Raw genomic sequence first — 20553 nt, forward strand, 5'->3', positions numbered from 1 at the left:
TTAACGCACTTTCCCTTCGATGACTTCACGGAGACGGTCTTTGACCGACTCGATCGCGAGTTGCTCGACGACCGGGTTCAAGAATCCGTGAATGATCAACCGTTCGGCTTCTTTACGTGACAAACCACGGCTCATCAAGTAGTAGAGTTGCACGTCGTCGACGCGTCCGACCGAAGCGGCGTGACCTGCCATGACGTCGTCCTCATCGATAAGGAGAATCGGGTTCGCATCCCCACGTGCCTTTTCAGACAACATGAGTACACGTTCCGTTTGAACGCCGTTCGATTTCGAAGCGCCATGGTGAATCATCGATGTTCCACTGAAGATGGCCGTGGCTGAATCTTTTTGGACACCGTGAATCAAGATGAACCCTTCTGAAGACTTCCCGAAATGGTCCGTCCGGATGTTGAAGTTTTGCTTCTGTGCGCCACGACCGATCGTGACGGCTTTCGTGTCTGAGAACGTGTTGTCCCCGACAAGGTGCGTTTTCGTCTCGACGACCGAGTTGCCATCGTTCATGTGACCGAGCGCCCATTCGAGGCGTGCGTTCTCATAGACGACACCGCGGCGGTTCATGAATGAGAGGGCCGAATCAGCAAGCTGATCGACACCACCAAAGACGACTTTCGCGTTCGCGGCAGCGAACACTTCTGTCACGGCATTGACCGTGTGCGGCTCGTTCGTGTTCGAGAGGAAACTCTCGATGTACGTCAATTCACTGCCTTCGTCTGCGACGATGATCGTGTGATGATAGAGCGCGCCGTTCGCTTGTTCCATCGTGAAGATGGCTTGGAGCGGGTCCTTCAATTGAACGTTCTTCGGTACGTATAGGAACGCACCGCCGTTCATGAGAGCAGCGTTCAACGCAGACAAACGTTCTTCGTCCACGCGGACACCTTCTGTCATGAAGTACTTCTCGACGAGCTCCGGATGTTGTTCCATTGCTTCGTTGATGCCCATGAAGAGGACACCTTCTGGCGTTGCAAGTTCGTTGTAGACGACATGACCGTTGCGTTCAACGAGCACGTTTGTGCGATGGTCTCCAAGAAGTGCTTCGATTTCGGGCGTCAAGCCGTCGTGCTTCGTGAGTTCGACGTCTCCAGAGACGAAGTCCCATTTATCAATCTTGATTTTTTCAACTTTTGGCAAGGCGAGAGTCGGCGCAAGTTCTGCTGCTTCTTTGCGACGGTTGACCATAAATGCTGGTCCACCGAGCGCCTCTGCACGTGCCGCTACTGCTTGTGCATCCAATTCAAATTGTACGGTCATCGTACAGCCTCCTTACGCTTCTGTGTCTACTGTCATTCCAAGATCTTGCTTCACCCAGTCGTAACCTTCAGCTTCGAGTCGTTGTGCAAGCTCTTTGCCACCTGACATGACGATTTTCCCGTCCATCATGATGTGAACAAAGTCTGGCTCGATATAGTTGAGGAGACGTTGGTAGTGCGTGATAATCAAGCAACCGAACTCTTCTGAGCGCATTTCGTTGACGCCTTTGGCGACGACTTTGAGCGCATCGATGTCGAGACCTGAGTCAATTTCATCGAGGATGGCGATATTCGGTTTAATCATCATCATTTGAAGAATCTCGTTACGTTTTTTCTCTCCGCCTGAGAAGCCTTCGTTCAAATAGCGGTGTGCCATTTCTGAAGGGATCTCGAGGACGTCCATTTTCGCATCGAGTTCACGGATGAACTTCATGAGTGAGATTTCTTGTCCTTCTTCGCGGCGTGAGTTGATTGCTGAACGCAAGAAATCGGCATTCGTGACACCACTGATTTCAGCAGGATACTGCATCGCGAGGAACATTCCGGCTTGCGCGCGCTCGTCAACTTCCATGTCGAGTACGTCTTCGCCGTTCAAATCGACGCTTCCGCCTGTTACTTCATACAATGGATGTCCCATAAGTGCCGATGCGAGTGTAGATTTACCCGTCCCGTTAGGACCCATGATGGCGTGAATTTCGCCACCTTTAATTTCAAGATTAAGACCTTTGACGATCTCTTTTCCTTCGATTGAGACGCGGAGGTCATCAATTTTCATGTGTGGTACGTTAGACATTCGGATACCCCTTCCGTTTTCTCGCCATTTTTGGCGTAGATTAGATATATTCTAATCTTAATCTAGGCAATTTTTTATTTCAAGCGACTCACCTTATTATTCATTCTCAATAAAACTTAAATGTTGAGAATGAGAATATCGGGAAATCAAGACTTTATCCAACTTTTTCCTCGATTAAGGCCAAACTTGCTTTCCGTTCTTTCAAGGCGCCGGCGAAGAAGAAGGCGCCGCAAGCCGTCAACACGGCCAAGCTTCCAAACACTGGCAACGCGGCGTTATCAAACCCATCGAGCAACACCCCACCGATGACAGGGCCGATCGTCTGACCGAGCGCTGTCAACCCCATCGCCCCGAAATACGTCCCGCGCAGGTGAGCCGGTGCCAATTCGTCGGTCAATACGTCCGTCATCGTGAACATAAGCACCTCACCGATTGTGAAGATGACCATCGCGATGAACAACACCCACGTCTCAGTCGCAAAACCGATGAGCAGGAGCCCCGTCGACAGCGTCCCGACGCCGAAAAAAAGTGACTTGATCGGCGACACGCGAATCCCGAAGCGCATGATCGGATATTGGACGACGAGGACGGTGATCGCATTGACCGTCAACAGATAGGCGAACAAACGTGAGCCATCACTGAAGCCGTCATGGAACGCGATGAACTGCGGCAACGTCGCATTGAACTGACTATAGCCGATGATGGCGAAAATCATCCCGATGATGACGTAGCGGAACGTCTTATCTTGTTGTAACACACGGAACGTCTCCGTCAAGCGCGGCCGGACTTTGACGCCGTCCCCTTCCTCGAACGGATATTTCCGGAACAGCGTCGAGATGACGAGACCGTATAACACATAGACGCCCGTGACGACGAAGAAGGCGCTCTTTGCCCCGGTGAGCGACAACACGACCGCGAGCAATGGCCCGATTGCCGCCGCGATATTGATTAAAAAGTAGCGGACGTTATAGACGATGACGCGCTGGTCCGGCTGCGTCGTGTCGCTGATGAGCGCGCGCGACGCCGGTTCGAGGAACGACCGCGACACGCCCATAAGTACCGAGAACATATAAAACCAAAATAATTCTGTCACGAGCGCGAAACCAGTGAACGTCATCGCGTTCAACGCGATACCGATCAGCATCAGCTGTTTGCGCCCGTAGCGGTCGGATAGCGTCCCCCCGAAAAAGCTCATGAATAACCCCGATAACGCCGAGATGGCAAACACCGTCCCGATCACGCTCGCCGAGAAACCGAGCGTCGCGAGATAAATCGCAAAAAACGGCATCACAAAAAATGTCGACAGCCGGGCAAAAAATGTGCCAAACAAGACGCCCAGCGTCAGCGGATGAATGTGTCGTATGTTCATCCGAATCCCCCCTTTTCCTACATATATGTAGTGTACTTCTATTGATGCGTCAAAACTACTCCAAACAAAAAAGGCCCGGGATAGCCCGGGCCTTGACGAAATTATTATTTGACCGGTACGACTGCACCTTTGTATTCGTCCAAGATCCACTGTTGTGTCTCTTCTGACGTGAGTACTTCAAGGAGTGCCTTGACGCGCTCGTCATCTTCGTCGCCTTCACGTGTGACGATCAAGTTGACGTAAGGTGAATCTTCGCCTTCGAGAGCGATCGCGTCTTCGAGCGGGTTGAGGCCGGCATCGATCGCGTAGTTCGTGTTGATGAGGACCGCGTCCCCTTCACCGTTGTTGAACGCTTGCGGGAGAAGTGCCGCTTCGACGTCTGTCTTGAATTTCAAGTTTTTCGGGTTGTCGACGATGTCTGACACCGTCGCGTCTACTGTTTTGCCTTCCGCGAGCGTGAGCAAGCCTTCTGATTGGAGCATCGTGAGGATTCGTCCGTGGTCAGCGACCGACGAGCTCATGATGATTTCCGCGCCGTCTGGAAGCTCATCGAGTGATGCGTAGTCTTTCGAGTACACACCAATCGGCTCGATGTGAACGCCGCCGGCTGAAGCGAATTTGTAGTCTTTATTTTCAGCCATTTGCGACTCGAGGTACGGCTCGTGTTGGAAGTAGTTCGCGTCCAACTCCCCGTCTGCGAGCGTTTTGTTCGGGAGGACGTAGTCTTGGAACTTCTTGATTTCGAGCGTATAGCCCTTCTCTTCGTACTCATCTTGGACGTGCTCTAAAATCTCAGCGTGCGGGACGTTTGAGGCGCCGACGACGAGCGTCTTGTCATCGCCTGAACCTGATTCTGAATCCCCGCCGCCGCAAGCCGCGAGAATTGTTAGTGCTGAAGCTGCTGTCAATCCGAGTACTGTTTTCCATGATTTCATTATAAAACCCCTCCAAATTTTCTATTTAGATCAAGCGGAACGCTTGTCAATTACTGATACGAGTCGATCGCCGATGAACTGGATGACGAAGACGATAACCAAGATTAAGACGGTCGCGACGAACGTGACGTCACTTTGTGAACGCTGGAACCCTTCGAGGAACGCCAAGTTCCCGAGTCCCCCGCCCCCAACGACCCCTGCCATCGCCGTGTAACCGACGATCGCGACGATCGTGACCGTGATGCCTGACACGATGGCCGGCAACGCTTCAGGGAATAATACTTTATAGACGATCTGCCATTTTGTCGCACCCATCGATTCAGCCGCCTCGATGACACCGCGGTCGACTTCGCGAAGCGCGAGCTCGACCATCCGCGCATAGAACGGGGCTGCACCGATGATGAGTGCCGGCAGTGCTGCCGTTGACCCGAGCATCGTTCCGACGACGAGTAACGTGAACGGGATGAGCAAGATGATCAAAATGATGAACGGGATCGACCGGAAGATGTTGACGACCGCACTGATGACCGTATAAATCGGACGATTCTTCATCATGAGCGGCTCGTTCGTGACATATAACAGCATCCCGAGCGCGAGACCGATGACGAACGTCGCGGCTCCGGCGACGAGTGTCATATAAAGTGTCTGCCACGTCTGTTCGAGCATGACTTGCCAATCTACATTAGGAAACATCGCTTTCTACCTCCACTTCCACTGCATGCGATCGGATTGAGGCGATGGCCCGCTCGACTTCAGCCGGCTCTCCGATCAATTGGATGAATAATGTCCCGAGGGCACCGACTTGTGACTGCGTCACCTTCCCGCCGATGATGTTGAAGCCGATGTCATGCTGCTTCAACACTTCCGACAGAATAGGTTGTTCGGCCGTCTCGTTCAAGAATTTGAGCTTGACGATTTGACCGCTCGGATACCGGGCTTTCAAATGTTCGAACGTGAGCGACATGTCCTCGACCGCGCCGATCTGTTTGACGAATTCTTTCGTGATCGGCTGTTCCGGATGTTGGAACACGTCGGCGACTTGTCCGGTCTCGACGACCTTCCCGGCCTCCATGACGGCGACCCGGTGACAAATCTTTTGGATGACGTGCATCTCATGGGTGATGAGGACGATCGTCAAACCGAGTTTTTTGTTGATACTGACAAGCAGTTCGAGAATCGAGTCCGTTGTCTTCGGGTCGAGTGCGCTCGTCGCTTCATCGCAGAGGAGCACTTCTGGATTCGTAGCGAGCGCACGGGCGATCCCGACTCGCTGCTTTTGGCCGCCCGATAGTTGTGACGGATAGCTGTCTTCCCGTCCGGCGAGGCCGACGAGTTCGACGAGCTCTTGGACGCGGCGTTTGCGCTCACTCGCCGGTACCCCGATGAGTTCGAGCGGGAAGCTAATATTCTCAGCGACCGTGCGCGACCATAATAGGTTGAAGTGTTGGAACACCATCGAGACATTTTTACGCACCCCGCGCAGTTCCTTAGGCGTGAGTTTCGTCAGCTCGCTGCCGGCGACCACGATTTCACCGCTTGACGGTGCCTCGAGTCGGTTGAGCAAGCGGATGAGCGTCGACTTCCCCGCCCCTGAATATCCGATTATTCCAAAAATTTCGCCACTTTCGATTGTAAGCGACACATCATCGACCGCCTGGACCCGACCGTTTTTCGTGTCGAACCATTTGGCCACATTGCGTAATTGAATCAATCCATTTCCCTCCTGACAACAAAAAAAGTACGCACGTTTGAGCAAACGTGCGTACTTTATCGTACGGACAACGATTGCTCTCATCTTCCAAGGTAAATACCTTGCTGGAATTAGCACCATTTCGGATTGCTCCGCGGTTGCTGGGCGTCATAGGGCCAGTCCCTCAGCCTCTCTTGATAAGAGTGGTTGCGTATTCGATTAGCCTTATCATAGCGACATATTATTTTCATGTCAAACTATTTTATGCGAAAAAATAAAAAAAGGTGCCATCCGAGGATGACACAGAACGTAGTACCTTGAGTCACTGAAGGACAACCCATAGATGAACCTCTTTTGCCCGATCAGAGCATTCATCCTTATATGGGGGATTTTGACCCAACCATCACTCGGTCTTCGAACGGACCATGCAATTACGCGACCGGTGCCCCGACGCTTGATTTTTTTGGGGGACAATCGAAGGGAAGGTCCACCTAAAATCGCGTAAGCTCATGCAGCGGTTGTTCGAAAACGTCTTGATGACGGGAAAATCTCGTCCTATGTTGTGTTCAAGTAAGATGTTGTAATGAATATATCATTCGTGAACTTTCTGTGTCAACTGATTATTTAAAATTTTCAGATTATTCTAATCGTCCTATCTCATTTAACGAAAGATAGGACGTGCTGGACGTTTTGAAACGCGTACAACCGATCGCGAACTTGGCCATTCTCCAGCTTCAATAGCGCCGGGACGCTCATGACCTGATACGCCTCGAGCTCGTTCGGGATAAAGTTGGCATCGCGCTTTTCAATCTGGAGTTCGGGGTCGACTGCCTCGACGACCGAGAGCATCCGCTCGGCCACGGCGCATGTACCGCACATCGGGGCGTATATATATAAGAATCCGTCTGTCATCATTTTATTCACCTCTCTTCATAAGTATATGAATCCGGCTCGGTCGGTTCAAAAGTTGTGCTCAAATGAAAAATTCTGAACATTTCAACATTTTGTATTGACGCTTGCTAGAAAGAGGCATAGTATGGTCATTAACTTTATTGCTTTTGTACATAACAGCATACCAGTAGAAAAGGACAGGTGAATCCCCAATGACGGAAGAGAAGCTTAGTGGAAAACAGTTTTTGATGAACGTCTTGAACGGCCTCAGTCTTGCCATCCTCATCGCCCTCATCCCGAGCGCTTTGCTCGGTGAATTAACGAAAGCCATCTTACCTTATGTTCCGTCCTTGCAGTTCATCTTAGATGCGACGACGATCGCGATGCGTCTCTTACCGGTTATCATCGGTGTCGCTGTCGCCATGCAGTTCGGACGCTCGGCACTCGAGGCCGGCACAATCGGCATCGCGACCCAGGTCGGGAGCGGCGCCATCCGCATCGAGGAAGGCGCGTTCCTCATGGCCGGAATCGGTGACGTCATCACGGCCGGTGTGACGGCTGCTCTCGCGACGTTCCTCGTCATGCAGTTGTCGCCACGCTTGAAGACATACACCGTGCTCGTCTTACCGATGACGGTCATCGTCGTCGCCGGAGGGATCGGGGCGTTCCTGCTCACTTACATCTCACAAATCACAACATACGTCGGGACGATCATTATGACGATGACGGAACTGCAGCCGATTGTGATGGGCATGTTGATTGCGATGGCGTTCTCGCTCATCATCGTCTCGCCAATCTCGACGGTCGGCATCGCTACAGCGATCAGCCTGTCTGGTGTCGCGGCAGGGGCCGCCAACCTAGGGGTCGTCGCCGCCGGCTTCGGTCTCGCCATCGCCGGCTGGCAGATGAACGCGACGGGAACGTCGATCGCCCACTTCCTCGGGTCACCGAAGATTCAAATGGCGAACTTCGTCCGTCGTCCGATCATGATGTTGCCCGTACTCGCCAATGCGGCCATCCTCGGAGCGCTCGCAGGAATCCTTCGGATCGAAGGCACGCCGATCAGTGCCGGTTTCGGCGTCTCGGGCCTCATCGGGCCAATCAACGCCTTGCATTTGATGCCGGGAGGGTTCGCGCTCTGGAACGTCATGCTCGTCATCGTCTTGTTCGGACTCATCCCGATAACGCTCGGAATCATCTTTTACCGCCTGTTCAACCGGACGTCGCTCATCCAGCCTGATCATTACCGCCTCGATTTCGAATGAACAAAAAAGCCCGGCTTCTCGTGAAGAGAAACCGGGTTTTGTTTAGCCTTGAATCATCGCTTCGTATTCTTCGGCTGACATGAGTTTGTCGACGTCTGACGCGTCGTTCAACTCGACTTCGATCATCCAAGCGCCTTCGAACGGTGCCTCGTTGACGAGTTCTGGTGAATCGGCGAGTGATTCGTTCACCGCTGTGATTTTCCCTGAGATCGGTGCATAAAGCTCCGAAACCGTCTTGACCGATTCAACCGAACCGAACGGCTCGTCGAGTAAGATTGTGCCACCGACTTCAGGAAGTTCGACAAAGACGATATCCCCTAGTTCGCTTTGTGCGAAATCTGTGATCCCGATGCGGGCAACGCTTCCGTTCACTTCAACCCATTCGTGCTCTTTTGAATAACGTAGATTGGCAGGTACTTTGCTCATCCTAACTTCCCCCTCAAATGAATTAGACTCACACGAGTATTATAGCACTTCGCCCCAAACGTCTGTAAACGACTTTTCTGAAAATCCGACAGTTGATTTTTGACCATCTGTCACGATTGGGCGCTTCAAAAGCATACCATTGCTCGCAAGAAGCTCGAGTTGTTCGTCTTCTGATAGGTTTGGTAGCTTGTCTTTGATGCCTTCGTTCCGATACACTTGCCCGCTCGTATTGAAGAACTTTTTGAGCGGCTGGCCCGACTGTTTCCACAGCTCGGCCAACTCGTCTTTCGACGGCGTCGCCTCGACGATATGGACGTATGTATAGTCGACACCGTTCTCTTTCAACCACTTCTCTGCTTTTTTACACGTACTGCATGGCGGATAGCCATATAGTGTCACCATGTTCATCACCTCTTCTATAAATGTAGCACATTCCGAATCGACCATTCACGCTTCAAGCAAACGCTCAATCTCTCGCTTCAACGACGCGTTCACCGGATGACGCGCCTCGATATAACCGAGAATCGCAGCTGCCGCCTCGACGGAACGCCCATAGCCTAATACCCCTTGCTCAAGGAGCCTAGTCACGTCAGGATGCTTCGTCTCGACGCGTCGCGTCGGATTGAACGGATCACTCATCTCTCCATGTGCCTTCAGCACGTTATTGATTGCCGCGACTTGAATGAGTTCAAAGCCCGCAAGTCGCTCGCCACGTCGCTCCCGGAGCAAGCCGACGTATAGGTTCGTCAGCGCCTCTTCATAGCAATACGCGGCGTCAGGGACGTCTGTGACGACGTTCGGCGTCGCGAACGCGTGGAGCGCTTCGTCACGCTGCCAGACGACACGGCCCGGCGTATAGGCGATGCCAGGCATCTCCACGACTTCAAACACGGCAAACTCGGCGTAAATGCCGTCCTCATACATGATTTTATGGCCGTCTTTCGTGTTTTGGAACTGGTACGCCAGCGGCTCGACGGCGAGCCAATCCAAATTGTCGATAAAGCGGGCCTTATGCCCATCCTCGACGATCAAGAAGAAATCGAGGTCGGAATAGTCGTCGAGCCGATCCGTCTCGAGCCCGATCGAACCGAGCGCGAGGAGCATGAGCGTCCCATCATGCTCTGCGACTGAGCGGCCAATCTCATCCATCCGTTCTAACAATGCCTTACGTCTCATCTACTTCGCCTCCTTCTGTCCATTGTACGGTGTCGGCAAGGCAAAAAGAAAGGGCCGACCGCGTCCGGTCCACCCTTTCTCTCGCTTGCTTACACGATAAACTTGTTCGCTTTGATGAGACTCGCTGCGACTTCGCGTTTCGTGCCGATGACGTTGATTGGCTGATAACGGCTGAACTTCTTCATCGCCGACAAGAGCATGCGCTGCTCGTCGCCCGATGCGGCCGCATACAACACTTCTTTCGCCATGAGTTCGACTTGCTTGAACACTTGCTCGGCGAAGATTTCGGTATAGCGGACTTTCTGTCCGTTCTTCTCAACGCCTGTGCGGGCGATGGCTTTATCCGTCCGCGCGATGGCCGCTTCAAGCGCGTAGATGGCGCTGATGATGTCGGCGATCTTCGCGAGGATCTCTTGCTCGTTCTGAAGGTCTTGCTGATATTTCTGGACGGCCGTTCCGGCGATCATCAAGTTGATTTTCTTCATGTTCGACAGAAGCATCTTCTCGCGTGCGAGCGGTGAGCCGTCGAGCTCTTGCGGCATGTAGCTCATGAGCTCTTTTTGGAGTTTCTGTGCCTCGGCGAGGAGTGGCAAGTCGCCTTTCATCGCTTTCTTGAGGAGCGTGCCCGGCACGATCAAGCGGTTAATCTCGTTTGTTCCTTCAAAGATGCGGTTGATGCGTGAGTCACGATACAAGTTCTCGACTTCATATTCGGTCATGAAGCCGTAGCCGCCGTGGATTTGGACCGCTTCGTCGACGACGTAGTCGAACGTCTCCGAGGCGAACACCTTGTTCAATGAACATTCAATCGCATATTCAGCGATCGCTTGGGCGACTTTTGAACCGTCACGCATGTTGTCGTCGCCGAGGGCGTCGAGGCTGTCTTGGAACAGACCGCCCGTCCGGTAAACCGAGCTCTCCATCGCATAGATGTTCGCGGCCATCGTCGCGAGTTTTTCTTGGATGAGCGGGAACTGGCTGATCGGCGTCTTGAACTGTTTACGTTCGTTCGCGTACTGGACCGAGAGATCGAACGCACGTTTCGACGAGCCGACCGCACCGACCGCAAGTTTGTAACGACCGACGTTCAAGATGTTGAAGGCGATGACGTGCCCTTTGCCGATTTCTCCGAGGAGGTTGTCGACTGGGACTTCGACGTCTTCTAAGATGAGCGTCCGTGTCGATGAGCCTTTAATGCCCATCTTCTGTTCTTCGGCCCCTGTCGAGACCCCTTTGAAGTCACGCTCGACGATGAAGGCGCTGAACTTGTCGCCATCGATTTTCGCGTAGACGACGAACACGTTCGCGAAACCGGCGTTCGTGATCCATTGCTTCTCGCCGTTCAACACGTAGTGCGTGCCGGCCTCGTTCAAGACGGCCGTCGCTTTCGCACCGAGCGCGTCCGAGCCTGAGCCTGGCTCTGTGAGGGCGTACGCCGCGATCCATTCGCCGGTCGCGAGCTTCGGCAAGTACTTATGCTTTTGCTCTTCCGTTCCGAAGAAGACGATTGGGAGTGTCCCGATCCCAACGTGGGCGCCGTAGCTGAGGGCGAATGAACGTGCCTTGGCGAACCGCTCCGTGATGATCGATGACGAGATCTTATCAAGCTGATAACCGCCGTACTCTTCTGGCACGTCCGCGCCGAGGAGGCCGAGCTCGCCCGCTTCTTTCAACAGTTCGACCGAGAGATCGAACTCATGTTTCTCGATGCGTCCAAGGACTGGCATGACACGGTCGTCGACGAAGCTCGCCGTCGTGTCGCCAATCATCTTGTGCTCGTCCGAGAAGTCTTCCGGTGTGAACAAACGATCCGCGTCGAGTGCGTCGATGACGAAGCTACCGCCTTTAATCAATTCATGTTCTGTACGTTCCATTGTCAATTCCCCCTTATAGTAATTCGAAGACGCCAGCAGCACCCATACCGCCACCGATGCACATCGTCACAACCCCATACTTTTCATTGCGTCGTTTCATCTCATGCAAGATCGAGACCGCGAGTTTTGCGCCCGTGCAACCGAGCGGATGCCCGAGGGCGATCGCGCCGCCGTTGACGTTCACTTTCGACGGGTCGATGCCGAGTTCACGGATGACGCCGAGCGATTGGCTCGCGAACGCCTCGTTCAGTTCGAACAATCCGACTTCTTCCAACTTCACGCCGGCCATCTCGAGTGCTTTCGGGATGGCGACGACCGGGCCGATTCCCATCACTTCCGGACGGACACCGCCGACCGCGAACGAAAGGAATTTTGCCATCGGTTTCAAGCCTTGACGTTCGGCTTCTTCGCGCTCCATGACGAGCACGGCTGCCGCGCCATCGGACACTTGTGACGCGTTCCCCGCCGTCACCGAGCCTTTGATTTTGAAAGCCGGGCGCAGTTTACCGAGCGCCTCGAGCGTCGAGTCGGCACGGACGCCTTCGTCATGTTTGACGACGAGTTCACGTTCCGCGACTTTCCCGTCTTCGCCGAGCACGTGCTCGACGACCGTGACCGGGACGATCTCTTCTTCGAACTTGCCGCCCGCAATCGCTGCCGCCGCTTTTTGGTGGCTATCGATGGCGAACAGGTCTTGGTCTTCGCGCGAGATGTTATATTCAGCCGCGACACGTTCTGCCGTGTGACCCATGCTCATGTAGTATTCCGGAGCCGTCTCCATGATCGTCGGATTCGGACGGATGACGTGGCCGCCCATTGGGACAAGGCTCATCGATTCCATACCGCCGGCGATGACCGCCGTCGCTTGACCGATCATGATTTTCGCTGCCGCGTCGGCGATCGCTTGAAGGCCGGACGAGCAATATCGGTTGATCGTGATGGCTGGTACTTCGTGCGACAAGCCACCTCGTACGGCCGCGTAACGGGCGATGTTCATCCCTTGTTCCGCTTCCGGCATGGCGCACCCCATGATGACGTCGTCAATTGGTCCCGTGTAGCCAGACCGCTCGAGCGTCGCTTTAATCGCGTGACCCGCGAGTTCGTCCGAGCGAACGTTTCGGAACGAACCGCGTTTTGCTTTTCCGACCGGCGTCCGTGCGCCGGCCACGATGACTGCTTCTCTCATCTGTTAAGTCCCCCTTTTGTCAGTTCCGAAGTGGCTTGCCTTTGACGAGCATATGTTGCATCCGTTGCTGCGATTTCGGTTCCCCGATGAGGCTTAGGAACGCCTCGCGCTCGATGTCGAGGAAGTACTGCTCGTCGACCATCGTGCCGTATGCCAAATCGCCGCCGCTGATGACGTGGGCAAGTTTTTTCGCGATCTTCAAATCGTGTTCAGAGATATAGCCACCGTAGAACATCTCGTATGCCGCAAGTTCGAGTGTCGCTTTCCCCGTTTGACCGACGACCGGCAACTTCTCACGAACCGGTGCCGTGTAGCCGTCAGCGAGACCGAGCACCGTCTGTTTCGCGTCGAACGTCAAGTGGTCGCGGTTCATCGAGATGCCGTCGACCGGACGGTGATAGCCGAGCGCTTTTGCGTCATAGGCCGACTTCGATACTTTCGCCATGGCGATATTCTCAAACGTCTGTTGCGCCGCTTTCTCGATGTTTTGCATCGACTTCGGTGTCTGCTCGAGGAGGCGACGATACGTGTTGACGTTTCCGCCCCCACCTGGGATGAGGCCGACGCCGACTTCGACGAGACCCATATACGTCTCGAGCGCCGCCTGCATGCGTGCGGCCGGCAAGCTGATTTCTGTCCCGCCGCCGAGCGTCATGCCGTAAGGTGCGACGACGACCGGGCGACCCGCGTAGCGAATCTTCTGGACGACTTGTTGGAACTTGTTGATGATCCAATCGAGCTCGTACCAGTTCTCGTCTTCCGCTTCCATGAGCATCATCGCGAGGTTGGCACCGACACAGAAGTTCTTACCATCGTTGGCGAGGACGAGTCCTTTGAAGTCGGTCTCGACGAGGTCGATCGACTGTTCAATCATCTGCATGATGTCGACACCGATCGCGTTGTTCGGTGACGTGAACTCGAGGGCGACGACGTCGTCTCCGATATCGATGAGGCGGGCCCCACCGTTCTCGAGCACGATCCCGTTCGACTTGGCGAGCGGGGCGAGTTTCACTTCTTTCGGGTTGACGGTCTTCTCAACGTACGTCTGTGACGCTAGGTCGTAATACTGGTCTCCCTTATAGAACGTTGTGTGTCCGGCAGCGAGCATCTCATCGATCCACGCCGGGACGTCATAGCCTTCCGCTTTCATGCGGGCGACCGATTTCTCGACACCGAGTGCATCCCACGTCTCGAACGGTCCGAACTTCCAGCCGAAGCCCCACTTCATCGCGTCATCGATGGCGACGATCGAATCACTGATTTCGCCTGTGAGACGAGCCGAGTAGACGAGCGTCTTCGCCGTGACCGGCCAGAGCAGTTGTCCGATGCGTCCCTTGTTCAAGATGGCGCCTTTCAGCTTCGCTTTCGAACCTGGGAGCGATTTGATTTGGTCGAGCTCCGGTCCTGTAATCGCTTTCAATTGTTCGTATTCGAACGTCTCGAGATTCAGTTCCTGGATGACTTTTCCGTCTTTCTTGTAGAAGCCTTGTCCGGCCTTTTGACCGATCCATCCCTTCTCGACGAGCGTCTTCATTTCAGCAGGGACGTCGAACGTATCCTTCTCTTCACCGGCGTCGAGCGTCTCATAGACGTTTCCGGCGACGTGGACGAACGTGTCGATGCCGACGACGTCGAGCGTGCGGAATGTCGCCGATTTTGGCCGGCCGATGAGCGGTCCGGTGATCGAGTCCATCTCGCCGATCGAAGCGTTCTGCTTGAGCATCTCTTCGAACGTGACGAGGAGTCCGTACGTGCCGATGCGGTTCCCGATGAAGTTCGGTGTGTCTTTCGCTTCGACGACGCCTTTCCCGAGACGGTCCTCCGCGAAGCGGGCCATGAAATCGATGACCGGACGTGCCGTCTGCTCCGTCGGGATGAGTTCGAGCAGTTTCAAATAACGTGGCGGGTTGAAGAAGTGTGTCCCGAGGAAACGTGTCTTCAAGCCTTCTGGCAACACGCTCGCCATCGCCTCGATCGAGATACCCGACGTGTTCGAGCTGAGAATCGCGTCTTCACGGATATAAGGTGCAATTTTTTCGAACAGCTGTTGTTTCACGTCGAGCCGTTCGACGACGACCTCGATGACCCAGTCCGCTTCCTTCAAGCGCTCGAGATTATCTTCTAAGTTCCCCACGTCGATGAAGTTCAAGTGCTCCGCTGTCGCGAGCGGTGCCGGGTTCTGTTTCAATAGCTTCTGACGGTTCTCAGAAGCGATGCGGTTCCGTACTTGTGGTGATTCGAGCGTGAGCCCTTTCGCTTCTTCTTTCGCCGTCAATTCACGTGGTACGATGTCGAGCATGAGCGAACGAATCCCCGCGTTCGCCAAGTGAGCCGCAATCCCCGCCCCCATTACTCCTGAACCGATGACGACCGCAAAACGAATGTTGCTCGTCAAACGGAGGTCGGCTGATTGTTCGATGTGACTCGTCATATTGTTCCCCCCTCAATGAGAATGAATAGTGATTCATTTCAAGCGTAAAAAAAATCGCAATCACCATCGTGTTTACTCTTCTATCATAAATGAATGACAATTCATTCGCAAGCGTTCATTTTTCAAATTCGTTCCAATTTCACCGAGGACGATTCATTTTTCGGTGACTGTGGTATAGACACAAAGAGTCAATTTTAGAAAGGGGAATGTATTCATGAGTGATAATCGCTTAAACACAATGGGGAACCGACATGATTTTGAGTCGTTCAAAAAGGACGGCCAAGAGCAGGCCCATCAACCGGGGATCGACTCGAAGATGGAGCCGTTCCCAATCTATGAGCGTGAAGGCTATAAAGGAAGCGATAAACTAAAAGATAAAGTCGCCATCATCACAGGCGGCGACTCGGGGATCGGGAAATCGGTCGCCATCTTCTTCGCCCATGAAGGTGCGAACACGGTCATCGTCTATAAAGATCAAAACGAGCTCGAGGACGCCGAGGCGACGAAAGAACGGATCGAAGAACTCGGTCAGGCTTGCCTCTTGTTGCAAGGAGACATCGGTGATTCGGACTTTTGCCAAGATATCGTCAAACAGACGCTCGAGACGTTCGGCCACTTGGATATTCTCGTCAACAACGCTGCCGAACAACATCCGCAGGAGTCGCTCCTCGACATCTCGGATGAGCAACTCGAGCAGACGTTCCGCACGAACATCTTCAGCATGTTCTATTTGACGAAGGCCGCCCTTCCGTACTTGAATGAAGGCGCGAGCATTATCAATACGACGTCCATCACAGCGTATCAAGGAAACGACCAGTTGATCGATTACTCGTCGACGAAAGGTGCAATCACATCGTTCACGCGTGCGCTCGCGAGCAACCTTGCCGAGAAGAAGATTCGCGTCAACGGTGTCGCACCAGGTCCGATTTGGACACCGCTCATTCCTTCGACGTTCCCGGCAGACAAAGTCGCCTCGTTCGGTGACTCGGCCGAGATGAAACGTCCGGGTCAACCGGCGGAACTCGCACCGGCTTACGTCTATCTCGCCAGTGACGACTCGACGTACGTCAGCGGGCAAGTCATCCACGTCAACGGTGGGACGGTCGTAAACGGATAATCTTGTCGCAGGCCCAGTTTACAGCTGGGTCTTTCTTTTACATATAATGCGTCCTTTCGGCGCCCATGCTTTCAGCAGGCAGTCCCGAAGCCTCCTCGCGCCGTTCCCGGCACTGCGGGGTCTTCGTCGGACTGCTTTCCTGCATGAGTCAGGGCGCCGGTGGACGCATTACCCTGACGATGAAGACGAGTACGACGAAGACATTTTAGAGTTCGACCCTCACTTTAACCATGATGCCAAGATGGAAATCAAATTGAACAAACAAGGCGTCAATTTCGTCGGCAACATCGAAGGCTATCTCGCCCTTGCGCGAATGTTTACATTTTTAGCGCAAGCACATATGTACGTTCGCATGGAAGAGAACCCTTCGCCAGACGTGAATACTTCCTATGGATATGGTCCGTATCATATGAAATACTTTATCCGAGATGCGTTCATTCAAAATAAACAGTACCTGTTTACATCAGACGCCTTGCAAGATGTGAACCCAGAATACGAGCAAGAGCTTTTCTTTTGGCCGTCTGATCAAATCGGTCCGGATTTTTGGGTTGAAAAAGATGAAGAAGAGTAAAAATCTGAATCGTGGCATAGTTTCTTTAAACAAATGCGCCTAAAACACGCGAATCGATGTCATCAAATAATATCGAACACATCAAAAAAGCACGAACGCCCTCGATGGACGTTCGTGCTATTCTCATTTCTTGACCATCCCTTTTAAAACGAACGCGACGTTCGCCGGACGTTCTGCGAGGCGGCGCATGAAGTAGCCGTACCAGTCACGGCCGTATGGCACGTAGACGCGGACTTTGTAGCCTTGACGGACGAGCTCGAGTTGACGCTCGACCCGGATGCCGTACAGCATTTGGAACTCGAACTGGTCGAGTGGGATGTTGTTCAGTTTCACATGTTCGATGACCGCATCGATCATATGGTCGTCATGTGTTGCGATAGAGGCGTAGTTCCCGTTCGCCAGATGGAGTTTGACGAGCTTCAAGTAGTTGTGGTCGACGTCTTCTTTCTCCGGGAAAGCGACCGTCGCCGGTTCCTTATAAGCCCCTTTGACGATACGAAGGTTCGGCTTGAGCGGCGCGAGATGATTGATGTCATCTTCCGAGCGGTACAAGTATGACTGGATGACCGTCCCCAGGCCCTCAAAGTCCGCTTTCAATTTCTTGAACAAGTCGAGCGTCTTCTCGCAACGTGCCTCGTCTTCCATATCGATGGCGACGAACACACCGACTTCTTTCGCCGTCGTCAAGATTTGACGCATGTTGTCTTCGATCAACTCGTCCGAGATATCGAATCCGAGCGACGTCAGCTTGAGCGACATGTACGCGTCAAGCTTCTCTTCCGCCATGATTTCGATGGCACGAATGATTTCATCCCGGTTTTCGTTCGCTTCTGCGACCGTCGTGATGAATTCCCCTAAGTGGTCGACCGTGACCGATAATCCTTTCGCGTTTAACTCACGAATCGTCGGCACCGACGTCTTGAAATCTTCCCCCGCCACAAAGCGCGAAGCCCCGAACCGAAGCCCGTATTTTTTAGCCAAACTGTTGAGTGTTTTGTTTTGAGACATGTAGATAAATCCATCGCGCAACACTTTTTCCATCTGATTTTCCCCCTTACGTTTACACCCATCTATCTCTATGACGATGTCTGAAATTATTATGACATACAAACGTCCATTCGTCTGTAATTTTGTAATCGTTTTCACCGATTCATTTCCTTAGATTTAGAAAAAAACAGACGCCCCGGAGGACGTCTATTTTACAGGCTTGTATTTGGTGCCACATAGAGCAAAATACTGAGGAAAACGAGCACACTTCCAGCGAGGACGAACATATGCCAGATCGCGTGGTTGAACGGCAGTTTCTGCCACATGTAAAAGACGATCCCGACCGAATAGGCGATCCCCCCGGCGAGGAGCAACATGAACCCGTTATGACCGAGCGACTCGTACAGCGGACGGATGGCGATGAGACAAATCCAGCCGAGGCCGAGATACGTCACGTTCGATACCCACATGTACTTCCCGGTCGAGAACAGTTTCCAGACGACACCAAGCACGGCGACGCCCCAGACGATGCCGAACAACGTCCAACCGAGCGTCCCTTTGAGCGACACGAGCGCGAACGGCGTATAACTTCCCGCAATGAGTAAGTAAATCCCCGCATGGTCGAACACTTGGAGCACGCGTTTCGCCCGGGGATGCGGAATCGCATGCATGAGTGTCGAGAACAGGTACAGTAAAATCATCGATACCCCGAACACGCTCACGGCGATGACGTTACCTGTGCTTCCCGTCTCCGTTGCCGTCATGATAAGCAGTACGAGCGCGACGATGCTGAAGATGACCCCGAGGCCATGGGTGATGGCGCTCGCAATCTCTTCCCCGAGCGTGTCGGCATGGAGCATGTCTTTTAGCTTCTCTTGATCCATTCAGGTCCCACCTTTCAAATCTATTCCTCTAGTATGGTCATTTCCCGATTTTGTTGTAAACAAAAACATGGGCCGAAGCGACCCATGTCTGTGGATTATGCGACTTCCTTCACTGGAACGTCACATTCCATATTTTGTGCCCGCATCGCTTTGGCGCGTATGTGGAACAAGACGAGCAGCGTGATCGTCCCGATCGTGGCGATGACGTACGGGATGACCCCATCCATCTTGAAGCCGATCGGTGCCGTCAAAATGTAGAACCAGACGGCGTACAACATGAACGTCCCCGGGATGAGCGCGATGTAATGGTTGCGCCCTTTGATGTAAAGGTACATCGCCCCGACGAACAAGGCGATGACCGCCGTCGTCTGGTTGGCCCAGTTGAAGTATTGCCAGAGCATCTGGAAGTCCATGTTCGTGAGCACGTATGAGATCGCGAAGAGCGGGAGCGCGATCCACAGGCGTGACGAGAACTTCTTCTGCGCGACTTTCATATAGTCGGCGATGATCATCCGAGCGCTACGGAACGCCGTGTCGCCCGATGTGATCGGCAAGACGATGACACCGAGGATGGCGAGCGTGCCGCCGATGCTGCCGAGCATGAGCGTCGCCACTTCTTGGACGACAAGTGCCGGCGTACCGGTTTGAATCAATCCGAGCAATTCGCCTGGCTCGAAGATGGCCATGGCGGCCCCGGCCCAAATCATGGCGATGACCGCTTCGACAATCATCATGCCGTAGAAGATTTCACGGCCGTTGCTCTCTTTCATCGTCGTCCGCGAGATGATCGGCGACTGCGTGGCGTGGAAACCTGAGAGCGCCCCACACGAGATCGTGAAGAAGAGGAGCGGCCAAATCGGCAAGCCGTCCGGATGCATGTTCGTGAGTGTCATCTCAGGAATCTGGTAGCCTTGCGCGAACAGGCTGACGGCGATCCCGATGGCGCTGATCATGAGGAGCGCCCCGAAGAACGGGTAGATGCGCCCGATGATCTTATCGACCGGGAGCAATGTCGCCAAGATGTAGTAGGCGAACACGGCGAAGATGACGATCGTGAGCGTCGTCGCGTTGCCGTCGAACAAGTTGTTGATCATGTTACTCGGCGACGTGACGAACACCGTCCCGACCAAGAGCAAGAGAAGTAGGGCGAACCCGTTGACGACGTGGCGGAGCGAGCGGCCGAGGAACTTCTCGGCGAGCTGCGGCAAGTGCGCCCCGTTGTTCCGAAGTGAGATCATGCCCGTCAAATAGTCGTGTACCGCTCCAGCGAAAATCGATCCGAAGACGATCCACAGGAACGCGACCGGTCCGTAGAGCGCCCCCATGATTGGACCAAAAATCGGGCCGACTCCAGCGATGTTCAACAGTTGAATCATCGAGTTCCGTTTTTTCCCCATCGGCACGTAGTCGATGCCGTCCTGTGACGCGTAGGCAGGTGTCGTCCGCTCTTCCTTGATGCCGAACGTCTTCTCGACGTAGCTGCCGTACACTTTGTACCCGACGAATAGAATCGCCAAGGCGATAAAGAATGTAATCATGTGTGCTGTCCCCTTTTGAACGTATGTAGCCGGTCCCCACCGGCCCCGAAAAAATGAATCCCGTTGTTTTACACATATAATGTAAACGCTTACGTGATTGATTATACAGCAGTTCCCCTGTTTTCGTAAGAGGTTTCGTTCACTTTTTTGAC

The 20553-nt window shown here is 53.5% G+C and carries 19 protein-coding genes and 1 riboswitch; of the genes, 3 read left to right on the forward strand and 16 right to left on the reverse strand.

The window, feature by feature from the left end; translation table 11 throughout:
* The 7 genes from sufD to KNP64_RS11180 all read right to left on the reverse strand — a co-directional run bounded on the left by sufD (position 1) and on the right by KNP64_RS11180 (position 6967).
* Positions 1-1269, reverse strand: a complete 1269-nt coding sequence (sufD, locus tag KNP64_RS11150; RefSeq protein ID WP_138859107.1) for a Fe-S cluster assembly protein SufD — start codon at positions 1267-1269, stop codon at positions 1-3.
* A gap of 12 nt (positions 1270-1281) precedes the next feature.
* Positions 1282-2043, reverse strand: coding sequence for a Fe-S cluster assembly ATPase SufC (gene sufC / locus KNP64_RS11155; protein WP_114166887.1), 762 nt, complete (start codon positions 2041-2043; stop codon positions 1282-1284).
* Between the two features lie 172 nt (positions 2044-2215).
* A complete protein-coding gene (locus KNP64_RS11160) occupies positions 2216-3430 on the reverse strand; it encodes an MDR family MFS transporter (protein WP_214763294.1) in 1215 nt (404 codons plus the stop codon).
* A 104-nt stretch (positions 3431-3534) separates the two neighbouring features.
* Entirely contained in the window at positions 3535-4365 is an 831-nt protein-coding gene (locus tag KNP64_RS11165) for a MetQ/NlpA family ABC transporter substrate-binding protein (RefSeq protein ID WP_214793409.1), read from the reverse strand.
* Positions 4366-4395: 30 nt separating this feature from the next.
* Positions 4396-5058: a methionine ABC transporter permease gene (locus KNP64_RS11170; RefSeq protein WP_214751794.1), complete on the reverse strand. Its 663-nt coding sequence runs from the start codon at positions 5056-5058 to the stop codon at positions 4396-4398.
* Entirely contained in the window at positions 5048-6076 is a 1029-nt protein-coding gene (locus tag KNP64_RS11175; RefSeq protein WP_214793411.1) for a methionine ABC transporter ATP-binding protein, read from the reverse strand. Before KNP64_RS11175 ends, KNP64_RS11170 begins: the two co-directional genes overlap by 11 nt.
* 77 nt (positions 6077-6153) lie before the next feature.
* Positions 6154-6259: riboswitch (SAM riboswitch) on the reverse strand.
* Positions 6260-6712: 453 nt separating this feature from the next.
* Positions 6713-6967 carry a thioredoxin family protein gene (locus KNP64_RS11180; protein ID WP_232819605.1) on the reverse strand — a complete coding sequence of 85 codons (255 nt, stop codon included), beginning with the start codon at positions 6965-6967 and terminating at the stop codon, positions 6713-6715.
* A gap of 191 nt (positions 6968-7158) precedes the next feature.
* On the opposite strand from KNP64_RS11180, the gene KNP64_RS11185 reads away from it, so the two are divergent.
* The gene (locus tag KNP64_RS11185) at positions 7159-8211 is read left to right on the forward strand and encodes a PTS sugar transporter subunit IIC (RefSeq protein WP_214793413.1); all 1053 of its coding nucleotides are present in this window, start codon (positions 7159-7161) and stop codon (positions 8209-8211) included.
* Between the two features lie 42 nt (positions 8212-8253).
* Here KNP64_RS11185 and gcvH read toward each other — a convergent pair whose 3' ends face one another.
* The 6 genes from gcvH to KNP64_RS11215 all read right to left on the reverse strand — a co-directional run bounded on the left by gcvH (position 8254) and on the right by KNP64_RS11215 (position 15304).
* Entirely contained in the window at positions 8254-8637 is a 384-nt protein-coding gene (gene gcvH / locus KNP64_RS11190) for a glycine cleavage system protein GcvH (protein WP_021065488.1), read from the reverse strand.
* Positions 8638-8676: 39 nt separating this feature from the next.
* Positions 8677-9039, reverse strand: a complete 363-nt coding sequence (locus tag KNP64_RS11195) for an arsenate reductase family protein (protein ID WP_214793415.1) — start codon at positions 9037-9039, stop codon at positions 8677-8679.
* A 45-nt stretch (positions 9040-9084) separates the two neighbouring features.
* Positions 9085-9813: a hypothetical protein gene (locus KNP64_RS11200; protein WP_214793417.1), complete on the reverse strand. Its 729-nt coding sequence runs from the start codon at positions 9811-9813 to the stop codon at positions 9085-9087.
* 89 nt (positions 9814-9902) lie between these two features.
* Positions 9903-11687, reverse strand: coding sequence for an acyl-CoA dehydrogenase family protein (locus tag KNP64_RS11205; RefSeq protein ID WP_214793419.1), 1785 nt, complete (start codon positions 11685-11687; stop codon positions 9903-9905).
* 13 nt (positions 11688-11700) lie between these two features.
* On the reverse strand, positions 11701-12873 hold the full coding sequence (locus tag KNP64_RS11210) for an acetyl-CoA C-acetyltransferase (RefSeq protein ID WP_131485041.1): 1173 nt from the start codon (positions 12871-12873) through the stop codon (positions 11701-11703).
* Between the two features lie 19 nt (positions 12874-12892).
* Entirely contained in the window at positions 12893-15304 is a 2412-nt protein-coding gene (locus KNP64_RS11215) for a 3-hydroxyacyl-CoA dehydrogenase/enoyl-CoA hydratase family protein (protein WP_214793421.1), read from the reverse strand.
* Between the two features lie 214 nt (positions 15305-15518).
* Here KNP64_RS11215 and KNP64_RS11220 point away from each other — a divergent pair, with 214 nt between their 5' ends.
* Complete coding sequence (locus KNP64_RS11220) at positions 15519-16421, forward strand: SDR family oxidoreductase (protein ID WP_371815337.1); 903 nt, start codon at positions 15519-15521, stop codon at positions 16419-16421.
* Between the two features lie 241 nt (positions 16422-16662).
* On the forward strand, positions 16663-16992 hold the full coding sequence (locus KNP64_RS11225; RefSeq protein WP_251126418.1) for a hypothetical protein: 330 nt from the start codon (positions 16663-16665) through the stop codon (positions 16990-16992).
* Between the two features lie 123 nt (positions 16993-17115).
* Here KNP64_RS11225 and KNP64_RS11230 read toward each other — a convergent pair whose 3' ends face one another.
* From KNP64_RS11230 to KNP64_RS11240, 3 genes are all read right to left on the reverse strand, one after another.
* Complete coding sequence (locus KNP64_RS11230) at positions 17116-18033, reverse strand: proline dehydrogenase family protein (RefSeq protein ID WP_138859096.1); 918 nt, start codon at positions 18031-18033, stop codon at positions 17116-17118.
* Between the two features lie 158 nt (positions 18034-18191).
* Positions 18192-18863 carry a PAQR family membrane homeostasis protein TrhA gene (trhA, locus tag KNP64_RS11235; RefSeq protein WP_214793423.1) on the reverse strand — a complete coding sequence of 224 codons (672 nt, stop codon included), beginning with the start codon at positions 18861-18863 and terminating at the stop codon, positions 18192-18194.
* Positions 18864-18958: 95 nt separating this feature from the next.
* Positions 18959-20401: a carbon starvation CstA family protein gene (locus tag KNP64_RS11240; RefSeq protein WP_214793425.1), complete on the reverse strand. Its 1443-nt coding sequence runs from the start codon at positions 20399-20401 to the stop codon at positions 18959-18961.
* Between the last annotated feature and the right edge of the window lie 152 nt (positions 20402-20553).

Origin of the sequence: Exiguobacterium sp. s64, from assembly GCF_018618035.1 — a bacterium.
GTDB lineage: Bacteria > Bacillota > Bacilli > Exiguobacteriales > Exiguobacteriaceae > Exiguobacterium > Exiguobacterium mexicanum_A.